The 23,815-nt window shown below is 66.5% G+C and carries 26 protein-coding genes; 7 read left to right on the top strand and 19 right to left on the bottom strand.

The features are described 5' to 3' along the window. Positions 1-185: 185 nt before the first annotated feature. Entirely contained in the window at positions 186-1,043 is an 858-nt protein-coding gene (locus HEQ16_14240; protein ID MCO4055175.1) for a glutamate racemase, read from the bottom strand. Between the two features lie 291 nt (positions 1,044-1,334). Here HEQ16_14240 and HEQ16_14235 point away from each other — a divergent pair, with 291 nt between their 5' ends. Continuing rightward, complete coding sequence (locus HEQ16_14235; GenBank protein ID MCO4055174.1) at positions 1,335-2,336, top strand: helix-turn-helix transcriptional regulator; 1,002 nt, start codon at positions 1,335-1,337, stop codon at positions 2,334-2,336. Positions 2,337-2,339: 3 nt separating this feature from the next. Here the strand turns inward: HEQ16_14235 and HEQ16_14230 are convergent, their stop codons facing one another. From HEQ16_14230 to HEQ16_14220, 3 genes are all read right to left on the bottom strand, one after another. Further along, positions 2,340-3,605, bottom strand: a complete 1,266-nt coding sequence (locus tag HEQ16_14230; protein ID MCO4055173.1) for an FAD-dependent oxidoreductase — start codon at positions 3,603-3,605, stop codon at positions 2,340-2,342. A 168-nt stretch (positions 3,606-3,773) separates the two neighbouring features. Further along, the gene (locus HEQ16_14225; GenBank protein MCO4055172.1) at positions 3,774-4,511 is read right to left on the bottom strand and encodes a competence/damage-inducible protein A; all 738 of its coding nucleotides are present in this window, start codon (positions 4,509-4,511) and stop codon (positions 3,774-3,776) included. Between the two features lie 21 nt (positions 4,512-4,532). Continuing rightward, positions 4,533-5,381 carry an FkbM family methyltransferase gene (locus HEQ16_14220; GenBank protein MCO4055171.1) on the bottom strand — a complete coding sequence of 283 codons (849 nt, stop codon included), beginning with the start codon at positions 5,379-5,381 and terminating at the stop codon, positions 4,533-4,535. 146 nt (positions 5,382-5,527) lie between these two features. On the opposite strand from HEQ16_14220, the gene map reads away from it, so the two are divergent. The 5 genes from map to HEQ16_14195 all read left to right on the top strand — a co-directional run bounded on the left by map (position 5,528) and on the right by HEQ16_14195 (position 10,277). Further along, positions 5,528-6,352, top strand: a complete 825-nt coding sequence (map, locus tag HEQ16_14215; GenBank protein ID MCO4055170.1) for a type I methionyl aminopeptidase — start codon at positions 5,528-5,530, stop codon at positions 6,350-6,352. 17 nt (positions 6,353-6,369) lie between these two features. Beyond that, positions 6,370-7,062: a DNA repair protein RadC gene (radC, locus tag HEQ16_14210; protein MCO4055169.1), complete on the top strand. Its 693-nt coding sequence runs from the start codon at positions 6,370-6,372 to the stop codon at positions 7,060-7,062. Positions 7,063-7,171: 109 nt separating this feature from the next. Next, entirely contained in the window at positions 7,172-7,426 is a 255-nt protein-coding gene (locus HEQ16_14205; protein ID MCO4055168.1) for a zinc-finger domain-containing protein, read from the top strand. A 24-nt stretch (positions 7,427-7,450) separates the two neighbouring features. Next, entirely contained in the window at positions 7,451-8,653 is a 1,203-nt protein-coding gene (locus HEQ16_14200) for an FAD-dependent oxidoreductase (protein ID MCO4055167.1), read from the top strand. 400 nt (positions 8,654-9,053) lie between these two features. Next, on the top strand, positions 9,054-10,277 hold the full coding sequence (locus HEQ16_14195; GenBank protein MCO4055166.1) for an amino acid permease: 1,224 nt from the start codon (positions 9,054-9,056) through the stop codon (positions 10,275-10,277). 230 nt (positions 10,278-10,507) lie between these two features. Here the strand turns inward: HEQ16_14195 and HEQ16_14190 are convergent, their stop codons facing one another. From HEQ16_14190 to phnC, 14 genes are all read right to left on the bottom strand, one after another. Then, positions 10,508-11,224 carry a DUF1045 domain-containing protein gene (locus tag HEQ16_14190; protein MCO4055165.1) on the bottom strand — a complete coding sequence of 239 codons (717 nt, stop codon included), beginning with the start codon at positions 11,222-11,224 and terminating at the stop codon, positions 10,508-10,510. A 6-nt stretch (positions 11,225-11,230) separates the two neighbouring features. Then, on the bottom strand, positions 11,231-11,839 hold the full coding sequence (gene phnN, locus HEQ16_14185; GenBank protein MCO4055164.1) for a phosphonate metabolism protein/1,5-bisphosphokinase (PRPP-forming) PhnN: 609 nt from the start codon (positions 11,837-11,839) through the stop codon (positions 11,231-11,233). Positions 11,840-11,843: 4 nt separating this feature from the next. Beyond that, a complete protein-coding gene (locus tag HEQ16_14180) occupies positions 11,844-12,992 on the bottom strand; it encodes an alpha-D-ribose 1-methylphosphonate 5-triphosphate diphosphatase (protein MCO4055163.1) in 1,149 nt (382 codons plus the stop codon). Continuing rightward, positions 12,989-13,639: an acetyltransferase gene (locus HEQ16_14175; GenBank protein ID MCO4055162.1), complete on the bottom strand. Its 651-nt coding sequence runs from the start codon at positions 13,637-13,639 to the stop codon at positions 12,989-12,991. Before HEQ16_14175 ends, HEQ16_14180 begins: the two co-directional genes overlap by 4 nt. Next, positions 13,636-14,370: a phosphonate C-P lyase system protein PhnL gene (phnL, locus tag HEQ16_14170; GenBank protein ID MCO4055161.1), complete on the bottom strand. Its 735-nt coding sequence runs from the start codon at positions 14,368-14,370 to the stop codon at positions 13,636-13,638. Before phnL ends, HEQ16_14175 begins: the two co-directional genes overlap by 4 nt. Then, positions 14,367-15,152 (bottom strand): phosphonate C-P lyase system protein PhnK, encoded by a 786-nt coding sequence (gene phnK, locus HEQ16_14165; protein ID MCO4055160.1) that lies wholly within the window; start codon positions 15,150-15,152, stop codon positions 14,367-14,369. Before phnK ends, phnL begins: the two co-directional genes overlap by 4 nt. Next, complete coding sequence (locus HEQ16_14160; protein MCO4055159.1) at positions 15,149-16,054, bottom strand: alpha-D-ribose 1-methylphosphonate 5-phosphate C-P-lyase PhnJ; 906 nt, start codon at positions 16,052-16,054, stop codon at positions 15,149-15,151. Before HEQ16_14160 ends, phnK begins: the two co-directional genes overlap by 4 nt. A gap of 11 nt (positions 16,055-16,065) precedes the next feature. Further along, the gene (locus tag HEQ16_14155) at positions 16,066-17,181 is read right to left on the bottom strand and encodes a carbon-phosphorus lyase complex subunit PhnI (protein MCO4055158.1); all 1,116 of its coding nucleotides are present in this window, start codon (positions 17,179-17,181) and stop codon (positions 16,066-16,068) included. Beyond that, positions 17,181-17,801: a phosphonate C-P lyase system protein PhnH gene (gene phnH, locus HEQ16_14150; protein ID MCO4055157.1), complete on the bottom strand. Its 621-nt coding sequence runs from the start codon at positions 17,799-17,801 to the stop codon at positions 17,181-17,183. Before phnH ends, HEQ16_14155 begins: the two co-directional genes overlap by 1 nt. A 1-nt stretch (position 17,802) precedes the next feature. Beyond that, complete coding sequence (gene phnG / locus HEQ16_14145; protein MCO4055156.1) at positions 17,803-18,258, bottom strand: phosphonate C-P lyase system protein PhnG; 456 nt, start codon at positions 18,256-18,258, stop codon at positions 17,803-17,805. A 44-nt stretch (positions 18,259-18,302) separates the two neighbouring features. Further along, the gene (gene phnE, locus HEQ16_14140) at positions 18,303-19,142 is read right to left on the bottom strand and encodes a phosphonate ABC transporter, permease protein PhnE (protein MCO4055155.1); all 840 of its coding nucleotides are present in this window, start codon (positions 19,140-19,142) and stop codon (positions 18,303-18,305) included. Between the two features lie 23 nt (positions 19,143-19,165). Beyond that, on the bottom strand, positions 19,166-20,050 hold the full coding sequence (gene phnE / locus HEQ16_14135) for a phosphonate ABC transporter, permease protein PhnE (protein ID MCO4055154.1): 885 nt from the start codon (positions 20,048-20,050) through the stop codon (positions 19,166-19,168). A gap of 81 nt (positions 20,051-20,131) precedes the next feature. Then, the gene (phnD, locus tag HEQ16_14130) at positions 20,132-21,055 is read right to left on the bottom strand and encodes a phosphonate ABC transporter substrate-binding protein (GenBank protein ID MCO4055153.1); all 924 of its coding nucleotides are present in this window, start codon (positions 21,053-21,055) and stop codon (positions 20,132-20,134) included. 70 nt (positions 21,056-21,125) lie between these two features. Further along, positions 21,126-21,929 carry a phosphonate ABC transporter ATP-binding protein gene (gene phnC / locus HEQ16_14125; GenBank protein ID MCO4055152.1) on the bottom strand — a complete coding sequence of 268 codons (804 nt, stop codon included), beginning with the start codon at positions 21,927-21,929 and terminating at the stop codon, positions 21,126-21,128. A 310-nt stretch (positions 21,930-22,239) separates the two neighbouring features. Between phnC and HEQ16_14120 the strand changes: the two genes are divergently transcribed. Then, positions 22,240-22,902, top strand: coding sequence for a class I SAM-dependent methyltransferase (locus HEQ16_14120; protein MCO4055151.1), 663 nt, complete (start codon positions 22,240-22,242; stop codon positions 22,900-22,902). Here the strand turns inward: HEQ16_14120 and HEQ16_14115 are convergent. Beyond that, positions 22,856-23,683 (bottom strand): sugar phosphate isomerase/epimerase, encoded by an 828-nt coding sequence (locus HEQ16_14115; GenBank protein MCO4055150.1) that lies wholly within the window; start codon positions 23,681-23,683, stop codon positions 22,856-22,858. The genes HEQ16_14120 and HEQ16_14115 overlap by 47 nt on opposite strands. Positions 23,684-23,815: the final 132 nt, after the last annotated feature.

The following is a 23,815-nucleotide window of genomic DNA, read 5'->3' as shown; positions in this document are numbered from 1 at the left end:
GTGAGGACCGCGCCCTCCTGTTCCGCGCTTCAGACCTTGATCCGGAGCGGGCGACAGAACCAGGCTGGTCTCAGCCGGTTCACGGGTGCGGAAAAAGCCACGCGGGCCATTGCTGACCCGCGCGACGGGCTGCTTAAAGCCATGAAAGCGCAGCCATGTCAACGCATGATCGCGCCGCGCGATGGCTATCGCGCAGGGAAGCGGGTGGGCGGCAGCATCGCGCCGATGCCGAAGTGTTCCAGCACGGCGCCAAGCGCCGCGGGGGACTTTCCTGCGGTGAAGCTGGCGCGCGCCCCGCCGGGAGAAGCCGCATCGGGCGCGCTCCCCAGCACCTCCACCACCCGTCTGGCGATGGCGGGGGCGGGGTCGATCCACTGCACGGGCCAGGGCGCGAGGCAGATGAAGCGATCGAGCAGCAGGGGATAATGTGTGCATGAGAGCGTTATGACATCGGTGCGCCGGAAGCGCCCGCTCTCGTCGCTCACGCTCTCGCTGCCGCCCTGCCTCTCATGCGTGACGAAGCAGGGCGCTATCTCAGCAAGGATGTCCGCGTCGGAAACCACCTCACCCCGCAGTTGCGCTTCCGCCATGCCGGCGAGGCGCGCTGATCCGACCAGCGTGACCTCGCAATCGCCGGCGAAGCGCGCGATCAGGCTGCGGGTGTAGTCGCGCGAGACGGTGCCGGGGGTGGCAAGGACGGTGATCATCCGAGAGACGGAGATCTGCGCCGCCGGCTTCACGGCCGGAACCGTGCCGATGAAGGGCAGGTCGAAGCGCGCGCGCAAGGCAGGCAGGGCAAGGGTGGAGGCCGTGTTGCAGGCCAGCACCACGCAATCGGGCCGGTGCTCGCCCACAAGCGCCGCCATCAGCGCAACGATGCGCTCCACCAGCGCGTCCTCGGGCCATGCGCCGTAGGGAAAGGCCGCGTCGTCGGCCACATAGATGAAGGCCGCATCGGGCCGCAGCCTGGCGACTTCGGCAAAGACAGTGAGGCCGCCAAGGCCCGAATCGAAGACCAGAATGCGGCGCTGAAGTGTGTTCATGATGCCCGCGCCATGGTTTCGTCCCGCCAGAAGATCAATGGTTTGCACGGTCGCGCACCCGCAGCGCCGAGACGGCCCAGATTTTCCGCATAAAGTTGCTTTGATATCAATTTCACTGATCAATCGCTGAAATCAGCCGACTTGGCCGTATTTTACACACTTTTTGCGAGCACTCGCGCGTTTCATATGTCAAATAACACGCGAACGAACTTGGCGTGGCGACACGCGATCGCACAGGGCATCGGCCTTTGAAGCGACGTTGGTCGGCACGTCTGTCTGAGGGGCACCACTATGCATGACAGGAAAGGCATCATCCGGCATTTCCGCGTTAGGGACGTGGCCGAGAAAGCCTTGTCGGCCGGGTGGATCGACTGGGCCAGCCTGCAACATGGCATCGGCCCGTCCCTCGTCAGCATGGACATGCGCCTGGGAGGGACGGGGCAGGCCGGGGTGTCGCTCGACATGATGGACCTCGACGGCATTTACCTCAACTGGAGCTCGGCCACCACCGTCAGCATGGTGCGCCATGACCGCCACCTGGGCGACGGCAACGACATCACGCTCACGATCCCGTTCTCCGGCTCGATGAGGGCCAGCCAGTGCGGCGCCAACGCCGCGTTAGGCAACGGACATGCGGTCATCCTCCGGGCTGCCCTTCCCAATGACGTGGACGTGGCGCAGCGGTGCAATTTCGTGGGGGTCAAGCTGGCCGAAGCGCTGCTCGAGGAGAGGGACACAGTGCTGCTGCGTCGGCTCCGGGCCCAGGCCGGCCCTGGCCTGCTCGCAACCGAGAGCCCGGCCTTCAAGCTGCTCCGCAGCTACATCTTCGGCCTGCGCACCATTCCTGACGGGCTTTCGACATCCGAGGCGCATCTCGCCTCGCGGCAGGTCATCGAGTTGTTCGAGCTGTGCCTGGCCTATCCGCTCGCGGGCAGGCTGCCGGCTGCCGTGCGCCTCGACTACGACAGCATCCGCAAGGCGGTGCGCGCGCTGATGGAGCGCCACTACCAGGACGCGACGATCACCGAGGTCGATGTAGCCGGATGGATCGGGATCGAGCCGAGCGTGATCGAGACCAGCTTCGCCGAAACGAACAGCTCCTTCGACGTGGAGTTGCTCAAGATCAGGCTTGGCCATATCGGCCGCTCGCTGCGCGATCCGGCCTCGCGCCAGCGACGCATCGGAGAAGTGGCGCTCGAGCATGGGGTGGACGACAGCCGGGCGCTGATGCTCGCCTTCGAGCGCTTCTTCGGAACCGATCCGGAAACCTACCGCCGCACCCGGATGGGCTGAGGCTCAGCGCGGCCTCAGCAGGCTTGCGCAGGCGCGCACGGCCCTCCGCGCCGACAAGGTGGCGCCGCCCACAGTCATCGAGCCGCCCTCAGACGTGGCTTCGCCTGCGAACCAGAGCCTGTCGGCGATGGGGGCGGCGAGAGCGGACCGCGCCGCGCTTGCGCCGGGGCGGCATACCGAATACGCCCCGCGCGACAGCGGATCCGCCCACCAGGAATGCAGGCGGCCGCCCGTGACCGCCGCTCTGGCTTGCGCGCCAAGCATCGCGCCGATCATGCCGGTTATCTCCGCGACCGCCGCGGCTTCTCCGCCCGACGCCAGATCACGCGCGAAATCGCCCCCGCAGATCGCGATCGCGAGGGGACGGCCTGACGGGAACATCTCGATCATGGTCATCGCCTCGGGCTTGCCGGCCTCCATCAGCGTGGTCGAATCGGAGAGGCCGAAGCGCCCGGGGCCCAGGCGCAGCGCGATCTTGGTCAGCGCGCCCATGCCGATGCCGCCCAGAGCGTCGCGATGGCTGCCGGGAAGGTCCGGGGTGAAGCTGATGCCGCCGGCCGCCAGCACGCCGACCGGAGCGGTGACGATGGCCGCGTGGGCCCGCAAGAGTCCGGCCGGGGTCTGCGCCTCGATGCCGCCATCGCCCCAGGCGATGCGCGTCACCGGGGTCGACAAGGATACGGGCAGGCCGGCGCCATAGGCGGCCACCAGCGCGCCATAGCCATGGCGCGTGACGTAATCGGGGCCGGTCCAGAGCCGCTGGTTGTCGAGCACGGAGATGCGCGCGCCATCCTCCCCCAGCACGAGCAGCAGGCCGGAGCGGGCGATGGCGCGCGCCTCGGGCTCGAACTCGGCCACCGCCTCAGCCAGGGACATGTCGCGTCCGGCCGCCTGCACCGCTTCCAGCCGCGCTTCCATGGCGCGGAAGACCTGCCAGCGCCGGCTGCGATCGAGGACGCCGAGCGGCCGGCCGCGATCGAAGACCTGCCAGCCGCCCAAGCGTCCGCCCGAGGTGTCGAGTTCGACGCCAAGGCTTGCGGCGATCTCGACCCAGGGGTTGGCATGGGCGAAATGGACGATCTCCGCTCCGGCATCGAAGGGCGCGCCGAGGCTGTTGTCGGTGAAGGCGCGTCCGCCGATGCGGTCGCGAGCCTCGACGATCGTGAAGCTGAGGCCCAGGGCGGCGCATTCGCGTGCGGCGCTGAGGCCGGCTGCGCCCGCTCCGACGATCAGCACGTCGCTTTGCGCCGCGAAGAGGCGGCGCGGCATGCCCAGAAGGGCTGCGGCGCCCAGGCCCGCGCCGATCATGCCCCGTCGGGTCAGAGGCAGGGTCGATGAACCAAACGGCATGTCACGCAGCGGCATGGAATCAAGCTTCGGCTTATGGCGCAGCATGTGGAAGGGGCCGGCCGCTCACAAGCCTGTCAACCGACCGTTTCAGCGCGCGTGCAATCCGGCGAGCATGGCCCTGACGGCCTCCATTCCAGCCGCCAGCGCCGCTGGATCGCGCGAGCGCACGATCAGGTTGGTGTTGGGCTGGCCGTTCTCGTCCCAGAAGGGATAGGAGCCGATCATGGCATCGGGATGCGCCTTGGCGACGGCGCGCAGCGGCTCGCCAAGATCGCCCTCCTTCATGTCGGCGCGGACGCTTTCCGAAAGAAGCTTCACGCCGGTCTGGAGCGTGGGCGCGACGGCATCAAGCATGGCCTGCATGATGACCGGGACGCCCGCCATGACGATGACATTGCCAATGCGGAAACCCGGCACCTTGTTGTAGCTGTTGTGGACCAGTTCGGCGCCCTCGGGCATGCGCGCCATACGAAGACGCGCCTCGTTCAGCTCCTCTGGCTTGAAGCGCTCGCGCATCACCGCCACGGCGCGCGGATCCACGTCGATGGGCAGTCCAAAGGCCTTGGCCACGCAGTCGGCCGTGATGTCGTCATGGGTGGGGCCGATGCCGCCCGTGGTGAAGACGTAGCTGTACCGGTGCCGCAAGGCGTTGAGCGCCGCCACGATCCCGGCTTCCTCGTCGGGCACCACGCGCACCTCGCGCAGGTCGATGCCGATATTGGTCATGTATTCGGCGATGTAGCCGATGTTCCTGTCCTTGGTGCGGCCTGACAGGATCTCGTCGCCGATGATGAGCAGGGCCGCGGTGATGATGGTGGGGGGCATGACAAGGGCTCGCTGTGCGGCTCAGGCGCCGGCTGACAGTTCGAAGACGAAGTTGAGCCGGGTCTGCCGGACAAGGCGATAACCGGCGCGCTCGAGCAGGGGCCTCAGGTCGACATTCCATTTGGAGGTGGAATCCTCGATGATGAGCAGGCGCGGCCACAGAGCGCTGTTCGCCGCAGAGAGAAAGGGCTCGAGGATCAGATCCTCGGCGCCCTCGACGTCGATCTTCATGCCATCGACTTGCTCGAAGCCCTCGGAGCGCAGCAGGTCCGCCAGCGGCACGGCCGGAACCTTGACCGAGCCGGCCCCGGTGGAGCGCAGCATCCGCATGCTCGACTCGCCCTCGTTGCGGGCATCGAGAAACAGGGTGAGCTCGCCAGCCTTGTCCGCCACGGCGCAGGCCACGGCCTTGACGGTGCCGAAGGGATTGAGCGCGATGTTGAAGGCGAGCCGTGCGAAGACCTGCGGCTGCGGCTCCACCGCAAGGATGCGCGCCGCATTGCCGGCCCGGGCAGCCACGAACAGGGAATAGGCACCGACATTCGCGCCGATGTCGATGAAGCGGTAGCCTTCGGTGATGTGGGCGCTGAGGATCGCCAGTTCATCGGTGTCGAAGAATTGCGGCATGAACAGCACCCGCTTCTCGCAGACATTGCTCTGCGGCTGGATGCGCATGCGCGCGCCGAGCGTCGTTGTGTCCACCGGCGCGCCGCTGAGCGAGCGGATGGCGAGGCGGCGCAACAGGAAGGCCATGCGGCGGCTGGCCCAGGACCTTGAGCTGGCGCGGGTCCGCTCGATCGCCCAGGCCACGAAGCCGCGTGGTTCAAATGCGCCGAAGGGCGGCGTCTCGGTCTGCGGTTGGTTCGGCATGGCGGGGGCTTACCACCGGAAGCGCGCGAGGCAAAGGGGCGGACGCCTGCGCCGCTGCAACGCGCCTTTCGCGGGGGCATCCCTTGCGTGACAGGCTTGCTCGCATAGTTTAAGACCCATCGCGTCAAGCCCGAGCGATCCGAGCCATGTCCAGCACTGACGCTACCCTCGCGCGCCGGCGCACCAACGAGATCAAGCAGCACGGACCCGAGGCCTTTGCGGCGATGCGGGTGGCTGGCCGGCTGGTCGCGGAAGGGCTCGACATGATCGCCGCCCATGTGCGGCCGGGCGTGACAACGGTCCGCCTCGACAGGCTGCTCTTCGAATTCGCCATGGATCATGGCGCCTACCCGGCCACGCTCAACTATCGCGGCTACCGCCATTCGAGCTGCACCTCGATCAACCATGTCGTCTGCCATGGCATGCCCGAGGACAAGCCGCTGCGCGAGGGCGACATCATCAACATCGACTACACGCTCATCGTGGCGGGCTGGCATGGCGACGCCAGCCGGATGTATGGCGTCGGCCAGCTTGCGCGCAAGGCCGAGCGGCTCTGCGAGATCACCTATGAGAGCCTGCGGCGCGGCATCGCTGCGGTGCGCCCGGGCGGCCACATGGGGGATATCGGCCACGCCATCCAGAGTTATGCGGAGGGCGAGCGGTGCTCGGTGGTGCGAGATTTCTGCGGGCACGGACTAGGCCAGCTCTTTCATGACGCGCCCAACATCCTTCACTATGGCGTGCGCGGCGAAGGCCCGCGCATGGAGCCGGGCATGCTGTTCACGATCGAGCCGATGATCAACCTTGGCAAGGCGCATGTGAAGGTGCTTGGCGACGGCTGGACGGCCGTGACGCGCGACCGGTCGCTCTCCGCCCAGTTCGAGCACACCGTCGGTGTGACGGACAACGGCGTCGAGGTGTTCACGCTCTCGCCGGCCGGGCTTGACTACCCCATCGCTCGGTCATCCTAGCGCGCCGCGCCGAGCCCATGTCGGCTGAAACGCCTTCCGAGCCCCATTACATCGGCCACCGCGACCGGCTGCGCGAGCGGTTCGCGGCAGCGGGCGGCGAGGCCATGGCCGATTACGAACTGCTGGAGCTGGTGCTGTTCCGCTCCATTCCCCGCCGCGATGTCAAGCCGATCGCCAAAGAGATGATTCGCCGCTTCGGTTCCTTCGCCGAGGTGCTGGCCGCCCCGGTGCATCTGCTGTGCGAGGTGCAGGGGGTGGGTGAGGCGACGGCCAATGACCTCAGGATCGTCGCCGCAGCAGGGCAGAGGCTGGCGCGGGGACAGGTCACGAAGCGGCCGTTGCTGTCGAGCTGGTCGTCCGTGCTCGACTATTGCCGCACCGCCATGGCCTTCGCGGCGCGCGAGCAGTTCCGCATCCTCTTTCTCGACAAGAAGAATGCGCTGATCGCCGACGAGGTGCAGCAGGTCGGCACGGTCGACCACACCCCGGTCTATCCCCGCGAGATCGTGCGGCGGGCGCTGGAGTTGTCGGCGACGGCCATCATCCTTGTGCACAACCACCCCTCCGGCGACCCCATGCCAAGCCAGGCCGACATCACGATGACACGGCAGATCGTGGACGTGGCCAAGCCCATGGGCATCATCGTGCACGACCACATCATCGTGGGCAGAGACGGGCATGCCAGCTTCAAGGGGCTGCGGCTGCTCTGACGGCTTGATCCTCCGCACAAGGGCTGATGCACGCGGCCAACTCGCCTCTTCCAACGCCTGCCTTCGGACACTAAGGTGCCGGCCACATCACGATCCAGGAGCCGCCGACATGGCCGAGAAGGGCGTTCCCCATTTCCATAATGAAGCCGGCGTGCCGACAGTCCGGGTGGGCTCGCGCGAGTTCATGTGCATCGGCGCCAAGCCGCCCTTCGATCATCCGCATGTCTTCCTCGACATGGGCTCGGACAGCGAGATCATCTGCCCCTACTGCTCGACGCTGTATCGTTTCGACGCCGCCATCGCGGCGGGGCACGGCGAGCCTGCCTCCTGCGAATGGGCCGGCGACGGCATCCGCGCAGCCTGATCGGGGCGCGCCGCGCACCAGCCGATGATCAGACCCCCTGTCCTGATCGCCGGGGCCGGCATTGCCGGCCTCACGGCCGCCATCGCGCTGGCGCGGGCCGGTGTGGAGGCGCTGCTTGTCGAGCGCAGGCCCGGCTTCACGGAAGTGGGCGCCGGGCTTCAACTGTCCCCCAACGCCAGCAGCGTGCTGCACAGGCTCGGGCTGGCGCCGGCCGTCGCGCGCCATGCCGTAGCGCCGCGCCGGCTCGACATTCGCAGCTGGGACAAGCCGCGCAGCTTTGCCGGCATGCCGATGCAGGAGGCGGCCGAACCTGACGGCGCGCCCTTCTGGTGCCTGCGCCGTGCCGATCTCCAGACAGCCCTTCTCGACCAGGCGCGGATGATGCACGGCATCCGGCTCATGGTGGGCCGCCGCATCGTGGCGCTGACGCAAGATGGCAGGGATATCGCCGTGACCGTCGAGACGGAGCGGGGGAGCAGCGAAACGCTGCAGGCCTCGGCGCTGATTGGCGCTGACGGGATCTGGTCGGATGTCCGGCGGCTGCTGGGCGATGCGGGCCAGCCCGCCTTCACTGGCCATGAGGCGTGGCGGACGCTGATTCCGGCTGACGCCGCAGCCGAGTTCGCGCACATGCCTGCGGTCAACCTCTGGCTTGGGCGGCAAGGCCATGCCGTGCATTATCCGGTCGCGGCCGGGCGCTTCATCAACCTCGTGCTGATCCGGAAGGGCGGGCCGGCGCGCGAGGGCTGGACGCGGGAGGGCGACCGTTCGGAGGTTCAGGCGATGCTGGCGGGCGCCGCGAAGCCGCTCAAGGCGCTGGGCGCCGCAGCCGAGGGCTGGCAGGTCTGGTCGCTTTTTGACCGCCCTGCCGCCGCCATGGCGAAAGGCCGCGCTGCGCTGATCGGGGATGCGGCGCACCCTGTGCTGCCGTTCCTGGCGCAGGGCGCAGCCCTTGCCATCGAGGATGCAGGGCTGCTGGCAGCGCTGCTGGCGCCGGCCCTGGCCGCCGCTCAGGAAGGGGCGATCGAGGCGGCGCTGGGCCGCTTCGCCACGCTGCGGCGACAGCGCGCCGCCCGGGTCCAGGAGACGGCGCGGAGCAATGGCCGCATTTATCACGCAGGCTTTCCCCTCGCCGTGGCGCGCGATCTGGTGCTGCGGCGCCTCGGCGATGAGGGCATGCGCAAGCGCTATGGCTGGCTCTATGGCTGGCGGATGGACGCATCCTGAGCCGCGCGTTCCGGCGTCCGGAAGGCCTTTCCGCCATCTGCGGATCTGCAAGGGCGGCACGCTTCGAATGCAGGTTCTTCTATGTGTTTTTCTGCTATGCGATGAGGCGGTTTTCGGGTGTCGTGATTGAAGGCGGATATCTGGGGATTGTCATGTCGAGGTTGCTTCAATTTGGCGAGATCGTTCCGGGCCATGACATTCCGGTCCTGAACGAGCGCGAGGCCCGGGCATGGGGGCGGCATCCTGCTGCCGATCGCGCTGGTGATGAGCTCCGAGGCAAGCCACCACATGGCGCCGGTTATTGGCGCGGAGGCGCCGCTTGCCTTCGGGGCAGGGACGCCATCGGCCTGCGCCGGCGGGCCAACGGGCGGATGCACGCCAGCTGCCAGGCCTGACGCCGATGTCTGAGCAGCCGGTTCGTCTCGCCCGCGCGATCGGCCTCGGCCCGGCGGTGCTCTATGGGCTGGGCATCACCATCGGGGCCGGGATCTATGTGCTTGTCGGCCTTGCCGCTGGCCGGTCGGGCGCCCATGCGCCGCTTGCCTTCCTCATCGCCGCGCTGGTTATGGGCTTCTCGGCGGCCAGCTTCGCGGAATTGGGCACGCGTCTGCCAGTGGCGGCCAGCGAGGCGGCCTATGTCGAGGAAGCCTTTCGCCGCAAGCGGCTGGGGTTTGCGGTCGGCCTGCTCTGCATCGCCACATCCACGGTTTCCGCCGCGACCATTGCGGTCGGTGCATCGGGCTATCTCAGCGTCTTCCTGCCGCTGCCGCAGCCTGTCCTCATCGCCGGCATCGTGCTTGGGCTCGGCGCGCTGGCCATGCGCGCGACGCTTCAGGCCATCGGCATCGCCGGCGGAATGACGTTGATCGAGGTTGGCGGCCTTGCCGTCATCATCGTCGCCGGGCTGGCAACGCTCGATCTCGGGCCGCCGCTGGCGGCCATCATTCCGGGCGTGCAGGACGGAGGCGCCTGGGCGGGCTTGGCCTCGACAGCGCTGCTGGCGGTGTTCGCCTTCATCGGCTTCGAGCATCTGGTCAACATCTCCGAGGAGATGAAGGATCAGCGCCGCACCTTGCCGAGAGCGCTCTTCATCACGCTCGGACTGACGACCCTGTTCTACGCCCTCGTCGTGCTGATAGCGGTGACGGCCGTGCCGTCCGCCGAGCTTGCGGCGTCGCCTGCGCCTCTGGCGCTGGTGTTTCAGCGGCTCACGGGCTGGCCGCTCTGGCTGATGAGCCTTGTGGCGGTGGCCGCGACGCTCAACGGTGTGCTCGTCAACATGATCGTTATCGCCCGGGTGGTGTATGGACTCGCCGATCGCGGGCAATTGCCGGCGGCGCTCGGCAAGGTGGACCCAACAAGCCGCGCTCCTGTGACGGCCACTGTCGCCGGGGTTTGCGCGATCCTTGCGCTCTCGCTGGCTGTGCCGCTCTCGGGCCTTGCTGACATCGCCTCGACCGGAACGCTGATCGTGTTCGTGGTCATCAACATCGCGCTGATCGCCATCAAGGCGCGGGAGGACAAGCCCCCGACCGGGGTTTTCGTGTGTCCGACAGTGGTGCCCTATGCTGGCGCCATCGCAAGCGCGGGCCTGCTGGGCGCCGATCTATGGGGACGACTTTGAACAGTGATCCACCCCCATTGAATTGGTCTGCCTTGAGGTGTGTCTTGTGGCAACGAGGAGGATCTGATCCATGCCGGGAAAGCGTCATAAACCCGAAGCAGACAGTCCGCCCTTTGCCTGATCTCATCGGAACCTCGCATCCGCAGCAAGGATTCAATCAGGATCGCCGTGGCATCGGTCGAAAGGCATCGGCGTAAACGGGCGCGGGCAAGACCCGGCAGATCCGCTTCCTAATCAGACTCGCGCATATCTGCACGCTGAATGATCCGGAAGTTTGCGCCGCTCTCTGGCTGCTCGAACAGGACGAGCGCGTCGACCTTCAGGAACGCAGTGCCGATCTCGTTGGCCATCGCGTCCGCCAGCATGTCGGCGATGTCATGCACGTCGGCGACTTCTCCGGTCAACGTCATGTGGAAGCGAAAGTCGGGCCCGACGAACGGATAACCGAAGCGGTCCAGCGCGTCACGCTGGCGCGGGCTCAGGCGCTCGGGCCGTCTTGCTGCACGATCGGCCGCCGTCATCGGGCTCCGAAAATCATCGAAGGCGCAAACCGTAGCCATCTCCAGCTCCGCCAACGGAGCAGATGGCAAGGTCTGCGTCAGCGCAGCGAAACCATGGCCCGATCCATCGGCGATGGCGGTGACAGCCAGGGGGCCGAGATCGAAGGCGTCTCTAGCGGCAGCGAAGGCGGACAGCTTGCACTGAAGGTCTTCAAGACTCTTGCCGGCAGCCAGATGAAAAGGCGCCTTCAGCGTTGCGTGAAATCCATATTGGCGCGGCCGCATCGTGATCCTGCGCCAGGCGGCAGGGTCGATTCCGCGTGGCGCGAAGCCCTGCAGGTCCTTGCCGGTGGCGGCGTCATGGCCGAGCACCTTTGAGCCGAAGGCCCAGAGCGGGGCATCTACGGGCGGCGCGAGATAGATGGCGTAGCGCGGATGGGACATGATCGGCCGCTATCTCGCCAGCAGGGATCTGAGCGCGGCGACAAAAGCGTCGATGCTGTGATGCAGCGCCCCGTCATTCTCGATGCGGATGTCGGCCTCGACAGACTGATCCTTGAGCAGGGCGCGGGCCAGGCGATGCTCACGCTGGTCCGCAGGCTCGCGGCCGCGCTGTTCAAGGCGTGCGGCAAGGGTCTCGGACGAGGCTGTGACATGAACGACCAGCGCCCTGGAGAAACGGCTGCGCACCATCGGCGTCATGTCGCGTGAGACATTCGCCACGATGACCCGACCGTGCGCGAAATCGTCGAGAAGGGAGGCCGGAAGCCCGTACTCCAGGCCGTTGGCCGACCACCATAGCGCGAAGCCTCCACTCTCGGCTCTGAGGCGGAAAGCCAGCGGCGTGGCGCTTTCATAGGGCTCGCTGTCATCAGGCGGCCGCGTGATCACGCGCCGTGCAAAGACGATGCGTTCATCACCGGCAAAGACATGCCTCGCTCCTGCGATCAGGCTGTCTTTCCCTGCGCCGCTTGGTCCGGCGACTGCGACGAAAACTCCTGCGCCAGGCTGCGCCACCGGAGCGGCCTGACCGACGAGTGACCCGTGCCCCCCGATCGTCATAGGCTTACGCCACACGCTCGCCAGCCCGCCAGACGGTGCGGACCACGGGCGCAGAAGCCGAGCCCGTGACCCTGATCAGGTCCGCGCGTTTGCCTTTCGCGATCTCGCCCCGGTCGGAAAGGGCGAGTGCGGCGGCGGGATTGGACGTGACCAGCCGGACGGCGCCAGGCAGGCCGTCGATTCTCGGGCTATCCGCCAACTGAAAGGCGCCGAGCAGCAGGCTTGCCGGGACATAGTCCGAGGAGAGCATGTTGAGCAGGCCGGCGTCGGCCAGTTCCCGCGCCGCCACGTTGCCGGAATGCGAGCCGCCGCGCACGACATTGGGCGCGCCCATCACTGTGGACATGCCAGCCTCCTGGGAGGCGGCCGCCGCATCAAGCGTGGTTGGAAACTCGGCGACGCTCACGCCTTCCGCATGCGAACGCGCAACCTCATCGAGTGTCGTGTCGTCATGGCTTGCGAGCTTGATCCCCTGGGCTGCGGCCATCGCCACGATCAGGGGGCGGTTGTGCTCGGCGCGCTGGCCGCCGGTGCTCTGGCGCCGCGCCACCACTTCACGAACCTCGGCGTCGGATTTGCCGGTCCTGCCGCCGTAGTAGGTGAAGTATTTGTCGAGGTCACGGAACTGGCGCTGGCCGGGCGTGTGGTCCATCAGCGAGATCAACTGCACAGGGAAACGGTCGAGGAACAGCTTGAGTTCGTCCACCACGTCCCTTGCCGGGACCTCGCAGCGTATGTGGGTCAGGTGATTGCAACGCAGATGCCCTGCGGCCGAGGCCTGGGCGATCAGCTCCGCAAACTCGGCGACCCTTGCGCTCACGCCGGCCTTCGACTCGTGCTCGTCGATCCCGATGCGCAGTGAATCGAACACCGTCGTGATGCCAGAAGCAGCGATCTGCGCGTCGTAGGCAAGCACAGCGCTTGCCGCATTCCATTCCACCTTCGGGCGCGGCATGAAATGCGCCTCCAGATGATCGGTATGGATCTCGATCAGGCCGGGCAGAAGAAAATCACCGCCGAGATCGATGCCTTTCTCGGGCGCCGCGCCGGCGCCAACCTCGCTGATCAGTCCGTTCTCGACAACGAGATAGCCCCGAAAGCGGTCTTCGCGCGTAACGATCTCGGCATTGGCAAATATCTGCGCCATGGTCATCGCCTTGCCTCATAACGCATCAGGAATTCATCAATGGGAAGCGCACGGAAATCATCGAGCGCGTCGCGCAATTGCCCGTGGCTCCAGTCCCACCAGGCGAGCCGTTCGAGGCGCGCGCCGGTTGCTGCGTCGAAACGTGCACGGATCAGCCGGGCGGGCACGCCGCCGACGATGCTCCATGCTGGCACATCCTTGCTGACGACAGCCCCCGCGCCAATGACCGCGCCATTCCCGACCGTGACCCCCGGCAGAACCGTCGCGCCATGGCCAATCCAGACGTCGTGGCCGATATTGACCGCGTGCCTCCGTCTCCAGTCGAAGAACTCCGCCTCGTGCTGCGCATCGGCCCAGTAGTCGCCCGCGCGATAGGTGAAGTGGTGCAAGCTGGCGCGCCATGTGGGATGATTGGTAGCATTCAGCCGGACATGGCTGGCGATGTTGACAAACTTGCCGATCGTCGCTGTCCAGACCTCGCACTCGCGCATCATGTACGAGTAATCGCCGATCACGCTGTCGGTCACGGCGCAGCGTTCGGCGACCTCGGTGTAGCGGCCGATCTCGCAGCCGATGACGACTGCGGTCGCGTGGACAAGAGGCTCCTCCGACAGGCGCGTCGGCAGGCGCTCGGGCAGCTGGCCGGCGCTCATGCTGCCTCCCCCGTGACGTGATCACGCGCCGCGAAGCCGGCGACGTCGATGATGCGGTCGGCGACGCGAGCGCGCACCTCCTCGTCGTGGAATATCCCGACGAAGGCTGTGCCGGCCGCCTTGCGCGTCGCCATTAGCCCGATAACCGCCTCGCGGTTGGCGGCATCGAGCGATGCGGTCGGCTCGTCGAGGATGAGGATCGTATGTTCGCCAGCGAAGCCGCGCGCGATGTTGACGCGCTGCTGCTCGCCGCCAGAGAACGTCGCCGGCGGCAATCTCCAGAGGCGCTCGGGCAGGTTGAGCGTGTCCAGCAGCCCGGCTGCGCGCTCCATCGCCCGATCGCGCGCCACGCCCGCGGCGAGCGCCGGCTCCGCCACGATCTCGATCGTCGGCACGCGCGGGATGACGCGCAGGAACTGGCTGACATAGCCGAGCGTGCGCCGCCGGACGTCGAGCACGACGCGCGGCTCGGCGCCCACGATGTCCACCATATCCGAATCATGCCGCACCCGGATGTGGCCACAACCGGCAAGGTAGTTGCCGTAGAGCATCTTGAGGATGGAGGATTTGCCGGTGCCCGACGGCCCGCCCAGCACCACGCACTCACCCGCGTGGACGACGAAGCCGACATTCGCCACGACGGGCAGGCGCGCGCCGCCATGCATGTGCAGGATGAAGCTCTTGCCGAGACCCTCCACGGCCAGCGCGACCTTGTTGGGAAGATGGTTCATGCTGCCAGCACCGAAGAGACGAGGAGTTGCGTGTAGGGCGCCTGGGGATCGTCGAGCACCCGGTCGGTCAGCCCGCTTTCGATCACATGTCCCTCCTTCATCACGATGATGCGGTGGGAGAGCAGCCGCGCCACGGCGAGGTCATGGGTGACCAGAACGACACCAAGACCCAAATCCGCTACAAGCCCGCGGATGAGATCGAGCAGGCGTGCCTGCACGGAGACGTCCAGCCCACCGGTGGGCTCGTCCATGAAGACAAGGCGGGGGTTGGTGACGAGGTTGCGCGCGATCTGCAGCCTCTGGCGCATGCCGCCCGAATAGGCGGTCGGCTTGTCGTCGATGCGGTCGACGCCGATCTCGACGCGGGTGAGCCAGTTGGCCGCAGTTTCGCGGATGTTGCCATAATGGCGCCCGCCGACCGCCATGAGCCTTTCGCCGATGTTGCCGCCAGCGGAAACATTCATGCGAAGGCCAAGCGCCGCATCCTGATGCACGAAGCCCCAGTCAGTGCGCGCCAGAAGCCGGCGCTCAGCCTCGGACATCAGGGCGATGTCGCGCACCAACCCGTCACGCATGCAGTAATGGACCGTCCCCGCGTCGGGCGCGAGCCGGCCTGACAGGAGGTTCAGCAAGGTCGACTTGCCGGAGCCCGATTCCCCGACGATCGCCAGGACCTCGCCAGCGTCGAGGCTGAGGGAGACCTGCCGGCAGGCGGGGCGGCCGCCATAGCTCTTCGTCAGCGACCTCGCTTCGAGAAGGGGTCTGTGCCTGGCCGGGTTCATTCGGCTGCCTCCATATTCCGGCCCTGCTCGGGCCCGGTGGAGGGCGCATTGGCCAGCATCGTCCCGCGATGGCCCCTGGCGCGACGATCTTCGCAATGATCGGTGTCGGAGCATACGTACATCCGCCCGCCGCGATCGTCGGTCACCACTTCATCGAGATAGCTGTCGGTCGCGCCGCACAGCGCGCAGGGCGCGTCGAACCTGTTACGCTCGAAAGGATGGTCCTCGAAATCCAGGCTGACAACTTTGGTGTGCGGCGGGATGGCGTAGATGCGTTTTTCGCGCCCGGCGCCGAAAAGCTGAAGGGCAGGGCAGTCATCCATCTTCGGATTGTCGAATTTCGGGATGGGCGACGGGTCCATGACATAGCGGCCGGCGACCTCCACGGGATAGGCGTAGGCGGTTGCGATGTGGCCGTGGCGGGCGATGTCCTCGTAAAGCTTGACGTGCATCAGCCCATACTCCGAGAGCGCGTGCATGGTGCGTGTCTCGGTCTCGCGCGGTTCGAGAAAGCGCAGCGGCTCCGGGATCGGCACCTGGTAGACGAGCACCTGATCGGCGGTCAGCGGTGCCTCGGGGATGCGGTGACGGGTCTGGATGATGGTGGCCTCGGCCGTGGAAGTCGTCACGGCGACATCAGCGGTCTTCGCGAAGAAGGCGCGGATCGAGACCGCGTTTGTGGTGTCGTCGGCGCCCTGGTCGATCACCTTGAGCACATCGTCCGGCCCCAGGATCGCGGCGGTGACCTGCACGCCGCCCGTGCCCCAACCATAGGGCATTGGCATCTCGCGGCTCGCGAAGGGCACCTGATAGCCCGGCACCGCAATGGCCTTCAGGATCGCGCGGCGGATCATCCGCTTGGTCTGCTCATCCAGATAGGCGAAGTTGTAGGCGGCATTCATGGCTGGTCCCGTCATTCCGCGGCCTCCTGAACCTGTGCGGCCGCGCGCGCCGCGACCTCGGCGCGCATCTCGCGCAGCATCGAAATCTCGGCCTGGAAGTCGACGTAATGGGGCAGTTTGAGGTGCTCCACGAAGCCGGTCGCCTGCACATTGTCCGAGTGTGACAGGACGAACTCCTCGTCCTGCGCCGGACCCTTGCGTTCCTCGTCGAACTCGGCGGCCCGCAAGGCGCGGTCCACAAGCGCCATCGACATGGCCTTGCGCTCGCAATGGCCGAAGCCAAGCCCATAGCCCCGCGTGAACCGGGGCGGCTCCGTGAGCGAGCCCTTGAACTGGTTCACCATCTGGCATTCGGTGAGCGTGATGTCCCCGAGAGGAACGGCAAAGCCGAGGTCTTCGTCGAGCATCTCGACCTCGACCTCACCCATGCGGATCTCGCCCACGAAGGGGTGATTGCGGCCATAGCCGCGCTGTGTGGAATAGCCCAGCGCCAGCAGGAAACCCTCGTCGCCGCGTGCGAGGTTCTGCAGGCGAAGGTCGCGGCCTGCGGGAAAGCCGAGCGGATCTCGCGTGAGATCACCGACCGGCTGGCCCTGTCCGGGCGCCGGGTTGGCCTCGATCATGTCCTCGGCGCCGATGATGTCAGTGACGCGCAGCATGCGCTCATCCGCATCGGCCGGAGCGGTGGCGGGGCTTTCGGTCTCGCCACTGTCCTCGCCGTCGGCCATCAGCGCGAAATCGATCAGCCGGTGGGTATAGTCGAAGGTCGGGCCCAGCACCTGGCCGCCGGGCAGATCCTTGTAGGTGGCCGAAATGCGCCGGCGCACCTGCATGGCGGCGGTGTCCAGCGGCTCGGAGAAGCCGAAGCGCGGCAACGTGGTGCGGTAGGCGCGCACCAGGAAAATCGCCTCTATCAGGTCGCCGCGCGCCTGCTTGATCGCCAGCGCCGCAAGCGTGCGGTCATAGAGCGAGCCCTCGGTCATCACACGGTCAACCGCAAGGGCGAGCTGTTCCTCGATCTGTTCAACGCCGATGACGGCAACTTGCCTGTCGCCGCGCCGCTTGTCGGCCAGCAGCCGATGAGCGTTGGCGATGGCGCGTTCGCCCCCTTTGACCGCGACATACATCAATAAGCCTCCCCGATGATGCGGGCGCTGCGCGGCAGGCCGACAAGGGCTCCCGGCGCCGCGAAGATCATGTCGACGCCAAGCGGGAAGCTGGCGCGGTTTGCCGCCCACTGCGCGATGAAATCCGGGGGCAGGTCGGGAACGTGCAACTGCGCCACATCGGCGATGCCCGGCCCGGCAACGAACAGGGCCGCATCTGCCTGCAAACTCGTGCAGCAGGCGATGATGGTGGTCGATCGATCGGGATATTCGGGCGTGCCCTGCGCGAAGCTGCCGAGATCCAGCCTGTCATGGGCCAGGTCCAGCAGGGCGAAGGCCGCTCGTGAGGGCTCGGCCACCAGCGGGACCCCGCTGTGGAAACGCAGGAACGCGGCGACGCCGGGCAAGGCCGCGAGATGCGGCGACAGATAAAGCGGCGTCTCGAAGTCGCAGAGCGCGAGGATGAGGCCAGCGGCCGAAGGCAGGAGGGGCGCATCCGGCAGGATGTCTGCGCCGATCGGCCTGATGCGCCCTGGGCGGGCCAGCGCTTCCATTGCGGAGCGGAACGTCGACTGGCTGTCGAAGACGGAGTTCGAGAACCCTTCAGCGAGGGAAGGGCGAGCCTGTGCGGTCGTGGTCATGTCAGCCGTCTCCGCGCACCATGGTGAAGAAATCGACGCGAGTCGCCGCCGTCTCGGATCGCGTTCTCGTCGTCATGCTGGCCAGTCTTGCGCGGATCGGGGTCAGGATGTCGCGCTCGATGCGCGGCCGTTCCGCCTCGTCCTGCCATAATGCGTCGACAATGGCGGAAAGCCGGGCAACTGTCGCATCGCGCCCCAGCCTCTGGCCGTGGCCACGCTGTCCACCGGCAAGCTCCACCACGGCGCGCGTCACCGTGGCCTCGCCGAGGTTGAACGGGGCGCCGTCGCCGCCCATCCGGCCGCGCAGCATGGCAAGGCCGATCTCCGGCTTTCTCAGGTCGCGCACGACGATGTCGGGCCAGTTCCGGCCAAGCGGATCGGCCAGTTCCGGCCTCGTGGCCCGCGCCAACAGCGCGAGCACGGCCTTGCGGTCATCGATGGAATATGTCGTTGTCATGACCGTGCCTTTGACAAGCGTATATGACAGTGGCGTGACGTTTCTCACAGCTTTCCCGTCCTTGTGCCGACGAGCGCTAGTCTGAGGCGCGAGGAGACATGGTCGATCACGGCGACCGTCGCCAGGATCATCAGGATGATGAACGCCACCTGGTCCCATTCGTATGTGCGGATCGTCTCGGCGAGATAAAGCCCGATCCCGCCAGCGCCGACGATGCCGATGATGGTGGCCGAGCGCGTGTTGGATTCGAAGTAATAGAGGGTCTGGCTGATCAGCACCGGCATGACCTGCGGCACGATGCCGAACCTTATGGCGTGCAGCCGGCTGCCGCCGGTGGAGATCACGCCCTCTCCAGCCCTGCGGTCGATACCCTCGATGGCTTCCGAATAGAGTTTGGAGAAGGAGCCAATATCGCTGGTCATGATGGCCAGCACGCCCGCAAATGGCCCGAGACCGACGACATTGATCCAGATCAGCGCCCAGATCAGCGTGTCGACGCCGCGTATCGAATCGGAGAACCTTCGGGTGAAGAAGCGCACGATGCGGCTCGCCATGGTGTTGCGGGCCGCGAGGAAGCTGAGCGGAAAGGCGATGATCGCTGCAAGCAGCGTGCCCAGAAAGGCGATCGCCACGGTTTCGGCCAGCGCCTTCAGAAGCATCCAGAGCTGCGTGCCGGGCGTCGGCGGGACCATCATCCCCAGGAACGTCCCGAGCTGCACGATGCCGCTGCCCAGACGGGCGAAGGAAAACTCAAGCCTGACGAGCGCGAGCAGCGCGACGCCGGCCATTGCCAGGACGACGGCGAGCGTGATCCAGCGCTCGCGCCGGGAGCCGATCACCAGCGCTCCATGGCGCACCTTGACCGCAGACTGGTCAGGAAACATGCGCGAGGGCTGCCGAAGAGAGTTCACTTTGCGTGCTCCTGCGTGATCAGGCGGTGGCGGATGCGCTCGGTCACAACATCGATGACCATGACCGTGGCGATGATCAGCAGCAGGATCGCGGATACATCCGAGTAGTAGAATTTGCGGATGGCCTCGATCAGGTCCTGGCCGATCCCTCCCGCGCCGACGAAGCCCATCACGGAGGCGCCGCGCACGTTGATCTCGAAGCGCAGCAGCGCGTAGCTGGCGAAGTTGGGCAGCACCTGCGGCACGACCGCGTAGCGGATGGCCTGCCAGCGGGTCGCGCCGGTGGCGATGGCTCCCTCGACCGGATTCATGTCGATGTTCTCGACCACCTCGGCGAACAGCTTGCCGAGCGCCCCGACCGTGTGGATCATGATCGCGATCACGCCCGGCACAGGCCCGAGCCCGAAGGCCACCACGAAGATCAGCGCGAAGACGATCTCTGGAACTGTGCGGCAAAACTCGAGAAAGCGACGGGCAAGGAAGCGCTGCGCCGGGTTGACCGCGAGGTTCACCGTGGCCGCGAAGCACAGGAAGAAGGCCCCGATGGCACCCAGCAGCGTGCCGAGATAGGCAATCAGCACCGTGTCCCAAAGACGGCTCATCCAGCGCCAGAAGCCCCAGTACCAGTCGGCGATGTCGGTGAGGACGAGCTTGCCGTTGTCCAGGTAGAAGATGCGGCCGAGATAGCTCGTGAGTTGATGGGCGTTGGCCCACAGCTTGGCGAGATCAACCTCGGCGACGCGGCCCGCCAGCATGATCAGCACGGCAAGAACCAGCACGCCGATCAACGTTGTGCGGCGCTTGGCGGCCTGTGCTGACCGGTAGGCGGCGGACAGGTCAGCGATCTGGTGGTCTGGAAGCCGGGAAATCGCGTGTGCCATGGGGTCCTGGCGGCCTTGCCTTTGCGTGCAAAGAAGAGGGGCGCCGCACGATCATGCGGCGCCCCCGGTGAAGTCGATGGCTCAGGAGCCGCTGCGGCGGCGCAGGCTGTCGACGAAGCGCTGAAGCTCGATCGTCACCTGATAGTCAGAGTGCTGGGCTGGAGCGAAGTTGGGCGACTTGCCGTCCGAGAGGCGATCGAAAGCCGCCTTGCCCTTGGTAGGGGCATCGAAGAAGGCCTGCCGGATCGCGGCCTTGGCCTCGGCGGGCAGCGAGGTCAGGTAGGCATAGGGCGAACCGGGGATCTTCTCCGAGCGGAACACGATCTTGAAGTCTTCCTTCTTGACCATTCCCTTGTTGGCCATGCGGGTCAGGTTGGAGTCGTCATCCGAATTCCACCAGTTGAAGGCGACGTCGCATGTGCCCTGCTGTACGGCCATCACAGCATTTTCATGGCTGCCAGCATTGGTGACCCGGGCGAAGAACTGCTCCGGGTTCAGGTTCATCTTGCTGAAGCTGTAGAGCGGAACGTTGTTGCCCGACGCCGAGTTGGGATCGACGAGGCACAGGTTCTTGCCGCGAAAATCCTGGAGCGTCGAGCCGGGTGCGGAGGCTTTGGCGTAGGCAACCGAGAAGTATCCCGTGGAACCGTCGCCAGCCCGCAGCGTGGCGAATGCCTCGACGCCCCCATTGGTGACAGTGTGGGCGCGCACGTAAGACGACGGGCCGTAATCGCCGATGTGGATCGAGCCGGCGCGCTGGCCCTCGATCACGGCGGCGTAGTCGGAGGCGATGCGCAGCGTGACCTTCACGCCGAGTTCGCGGGAGAGATACTCCATCCAGGGGCCCATGCGCTCGGTCACGCCGGAGGCGTTCTCGGCTGGCACGACAGCGTACACGAGTTCCGGGAACCGGGCCCGCCAGTCCTGGGCGAAGGCGGCGGAAGATGTTGCGGCGAGCGCGAGGCCGGCGACGGCCCCGAGAGCAAGGCGGCGGGTCAGGGACATGCTTTCACTCCAGCGAGAAAGTTGGGGTTGGGACGTGTGGAACCGCGCCGACCTGAAGCCGGCAGCGGGCTCAGGCGACAGCCGCAAGGGGCTGATAGATGCCGCCGGCGACAGGCGGCAGGACGGTCATCGCCTCATGGGCTTCGAGGCCGTACAGGTCGCGGGCAGCGCTTTCGGTGAGCGCATCGGGCGCGCCATCGAACACGATCCGGCCCTGCGCCATGCCGATCAGCCGACCGCAGTATTCCTTGGCGATGTCGAGGTCGTGCAGGTTGCAGATGACCGTGATGCCGAAATGCTTGTTGAGGCGCAGCAGCGCATCCATGACGACCTTGGTGTTGCGCGGGTCGAGCGAGGCGATAGGCTCGTCCGCCAGCACAATCTCGGGCTCCTGCACCAGCGCGCGGGCAATGGCGACGCGCTGCTGCTGCCCGCCAGACAGAGATTCAGCTCGCTGGCCGGCAAGCGCCGTGATGTCGAACTGCTCCAGCGCGGAGACGGCGATGGCGCGGTCGTCCGCAGACCAGAGCTTGAGCAGGGAACGTATCTGCGGGGCGTGATTGAGCCGGCCCATCAGCACATTGGTCATCACGTCAAGGCGGCCGACGATGTTGAACTGCTGGAAGACCATGGCGCAGGAGGCCCGCCAGTCACGCAAGGCCTGACCTTTCAGCGTGGTGACGTCCTGTCCATTCCAGCGGATTGAGCCCGACGAGACATCCTGCAGGCGGTTGACCATCCTGAGCAGCGTCGATTTGCCGGCGCCGGAGCGGCCTATGACGCCAACGAAGCTGCCTTTTTCAATATTCAGGCTGACATCGTCGACAGCGCGCTTGGTGCCGAAATCGCGGTTGACATTTAGCAGTTCAAGCATGCTGTCCTCCTACTCGTTTGGCGACGCCTAGCGGTGTAGTGCGACGGTTGGATGACGCTTCAATGCAAGTTCAGTGTCAGGGGCCGTGCCTCCCGCCGCTGTCCACAGGCTGGCGGAACGGAATCCTCAGGCCCACGGCGGCAATGCCATCATGTCGGGGCTGCCGACGGCCGCTCCGAGGGGGCATGCGGGCACATCGGCGGCGAGGCGGCAGTGGCCGGCGATTTTTCGGTGGTGGTCCCATCCACCCCCATGCGGCTGTCCGTTCTCATGATGGCCGCGCAACTCGCGCAAACTCGGCGTAGAGACCATGGCGCACGCCCGTCACGCCACCGGCCGCTACCCGTGGGTCGCGGGCCTGCATGTCATGGACGCCGAGCGGCTGTCCTTTCCGGACGGCGCGTTCGACGCGGTTGTGGCGCAGTTCGTGATCACGCTTGTCGCCAACCCGGAGCGCGTGCTGGACGAGTGCGCCAGGGTGCTCGCACCGGGCGGCGAGATCATGCTCGTCAACCACTTCCATTCCGGGCGCGGCTTCGTGGCGAAGCTTGAGGATGGCCTTGCCGGCGTCGCACGGCCGCTGGGCCTGCGTCCGGAGTTCCCGTTCGCGCGGATCGCGCTGTGGGCTGAGTTGCGCGGCGACATGAGGTTTGTCGAGCGACGTAAAATCAAGCCGTTCAAGGCGTTCACGCTGGTCAGGATACCGGAAACGCTGACCCTCCGCCTGGCAGCCGGCGCCTTGCCGATCGCCTCGCGCGTCCGAATCATCGTTTCGGATGGCCTCTGCTGGCCGGACCCGGATCAGCTTCGGAGGTGTCGCGCACGATGCGCTCTCAGCCCCGGGCGAATGCCCGGGACACTTCTTGGATTACCTTATGCCGTGCGCTCGGAGAAGGCGGTGTCAACAGAGAGTCACCGCGCCGCGATCATTGCGCCAGGCCGAGCCGTATCAGATGGTCCGCCCCGGCCCTGACTGTCTCCTTCTCGCGCACTTCGAGGATAAGGCGCGGGTTGCTGCCGAGCTTGGCAAGGGCGCGGAACACGGCCTGCCACGGAATGTTGCCTTCGCCCGGGTTCCAGTGCCGGTCGGCATGTCCATCGGTATCCTGCAGGTGGACATGATGCAGCATGTCGCCGGCAGCATGGACGTAATTGTCAACCGGAGGTCCGTTGGTCGAGCCATGGGCGTAATTGGCGTGGCCCGTGTCGATCGAAACGCGGACGGAGGGGCTGTCGAACGATTTCGCCAGATCGACGCGGATTTGCGCATCGACATCCTCGATGTTTTCGATAACCAGAACGCAGCCGATCTCCTCGGCGCGCTTCACGGCCGCGGCCAGCGTCGCATGGGCGCGCTCGACCACGCCCTGCCGACTGCCCGGATTGGTGTCGAGATTGTTGTGATCCCAGGTGGTGTAAGGCGAGTGGATGACCATCTGCGTCGCGCCCAGCGCCTCGCAGACATCGAGCCCCTGCATCATGCGGCGGGAGACGACGGCGCGGATGTCGCTGTCCATCGAGGCGATGGCGAAGCCCCAGAACGGGCCGTGGATGCCCAGCCGGCCCGTGTAGCCGTCAAGCGCCGCCTTGTACTGGGCGACCATGCCGCGCCAGTCCCCATCGAGCAGTTCGGTATGGCAGAAATCCTGGATCTCGAGGTCGCGCTGCTTCTCGAGGATCCAGTCACGGTGCAGGCGGAATCCGCCAAGCGGCAGGGCGACGCCGAGGACGGGCAAGGTCGGGTGGCTGGTCATGTTCGGTCCGGTGTTCGGGTGGCTGTCAGGGGGCGGGATGGGCCGGGCTGCCAGCAAAGGGCAGAGGCGGCGCAGCGCACTCAATCCACGCCCAGATGACGCGCAGATGACGCGCGGATGACCACAAGCACG

The sequence above is a fragment of the Bosea sp. (in: a-proteobacteria) genome, from assembly GCA_023910605.1.
In the GTDB taxonomy this organism is placed as follows: Bacteria; Pseudomonadota; Alphaproteobacteria; order Rhizobiales; family Beijerinckiaceae; genus Allobosea.
This window is presented reverse-complemented; position numbering and strand designations above follow the sequence as displayed.

Coding starts and splice junctions, on each gene's coding strand:
- HEQ16_14115 (MCO4055150.1), bottom strand. CDS start 23,683: ATGACCAGCCACCCGACCTTGCCCGTCCTCGGCGTCGCCCTGCCGCTT.
- phnD (MCO4055153.1), bottom strand. CDS start 21,055: ATGTCCCTGACCCGCCGCCTTGCTCTCGGGGCCGTCGCCGGCCTCGCG.
- HEQ16_14160 (MCO4055159.1), bottom strand. CDS start 16,054: ATGAATGCCGCCTACAACTTCGCCTATCTGGATGAGCAGACCAAGCGG.
- HEQ16_14155 (MCO4055158.1), bottom strand. CDS start 17,181: ATGTATGTCGCGGTCAAAGGGGGCGAACGCGCCATCGCCAACGCTCAT.
- HEQ16_14220 (MCO4055171.1), bottom strand. CDS start 5,381: ATGCCGAACCAACCGCAGACCGAGACGCCGCCCTTCGGCGCATTTGAA.
- radC (MCO4055169.1), top strand. CDS start 6,370: ATGTCGGCTGAAACGCCTTCCGAGCCCCATTACATCGGCCACCGCGAC.
- HEQ16_14195 (MCO4055166.1), top strand. CDS start 9,054: ATGTCTGAGCAGCCGGTTCGTCTCGCCCGCGCGATCGGCCTCGGCCCG.
- phnH (MCO4055157.1), bottom strand. CDS start 17,801: ATGACCACGACCGCACAGGCTCGCCCTTCCCTCGCTGAAGGGTTCTCG.
- phnG (MCO4055156.1), bottom strand. CDS start 18,258: ATGACAACGACATATTCCATCGATGACCGCAAGGCCGTGCTCGCGCTG.
- HEQ16_14180 (MCO4055163.1), bottom strand. CDS start 12,992: ATGACCATGGCGCAGATATTTGCCAATGCCGAGATCGTTACGCGCGAA.
- phnE (MCO4055155.1), bottom strand. CDS start 19,142: ATGTTTCCTGACCAGTCTGCGGTCAAGGTGCGCCATGGAGCGCTGGTG.
- phnN (MCO4055164.1), bottom strand. CDS start 11,839: ATGACGATCGGGGGGCACGGGTCACTCGTCGGTCAGGCCGCTCCGGTG.
- HEQ16_14225 (MCO4055172.1), bottom strand. CDS start 4,511: ATGCCCCCCACCATCATCACCGCGGCCCTGCTCATCATCGGCGACGAG.
- phnK (MCO4055160.1), bottom strand. CDS start 15,152: ATGAACCCGGCCAGGCACAGACCCCTTCTCGAAGCGAGGTCGCTGACG.
- HEQ16_14200 (MCO4055167.1), top strand. CDS start 7,451: ATGATCAGACCCCCTGTCCTGATCGCCGGGGCCGGCATTGCCGGCCTC.
- HEQ16_14240 (MCO4055175.1), bottom strand. CDS start 1,043: ATGAACACACTTCAGCGCCGCATTCTGGTCTTCGATTCGGGCCTTGGC.
- HEQ16_14230 (MCO4055173.1), bottom strand. CDS start 3,605: ATGCCGCGCCGCCTCTTCGCGGCGCAAAGCGACGTGCTGATCGTCGGA.
- HEQ16_14205 (MCO4055168.1), top strand. CDS start 7,172: ATGGCCGAGAAGGGCGTTCCCCATTTCCATAATGAAGCCGGCGTGCCG.
- phnL (MCO4055161.1), bottom strand. CDS start 14,370: ATGAACCATCTTCCCAACAAGGTCGCGCTGGCCGTGGAGGGTCTCGGC.
- phnC (MCO4055152.1), bottom strand. CDS start 21,929: ATGCTTGAACTGCTAAATGTCAACCGCGATTTCGGCACCAAGCGCGCT.
- phnE (MCO4055154.1), bottom strand. CDS start 20,050: ATGGCACACGCGATTTCCCGGCTTCCAGACCACCAGATCGCTGACCTG.
- HEQ16_14175 (MCO4055162.1), bottom strand. CDS start 13,639: ATGAGCGCCGGCCAGCTGCCCGAGCGCCTGCCGACGCGCCTGTCGGAG.
- map (MCO4055170.1), top strand. CDS start 5,528: ATGTCCAGCACTGACGCTACCCTCGCGCGCCGGCGCACCAACGAGATC.
- HEQ16_14235 (MCO4055174.1), top strand. CDS start 1,335: ATGCATGACAGGAAAGGCATCATCCGGCATTTCCGCGTTAGGGACGTG.
- HEQ16_14120 (MCO4055151.1), top strand. CDS start 22,240: ATGGCGCACGCCCGTCACGCCACCGGCCGCTACCCGTGGGTCGCGGGC.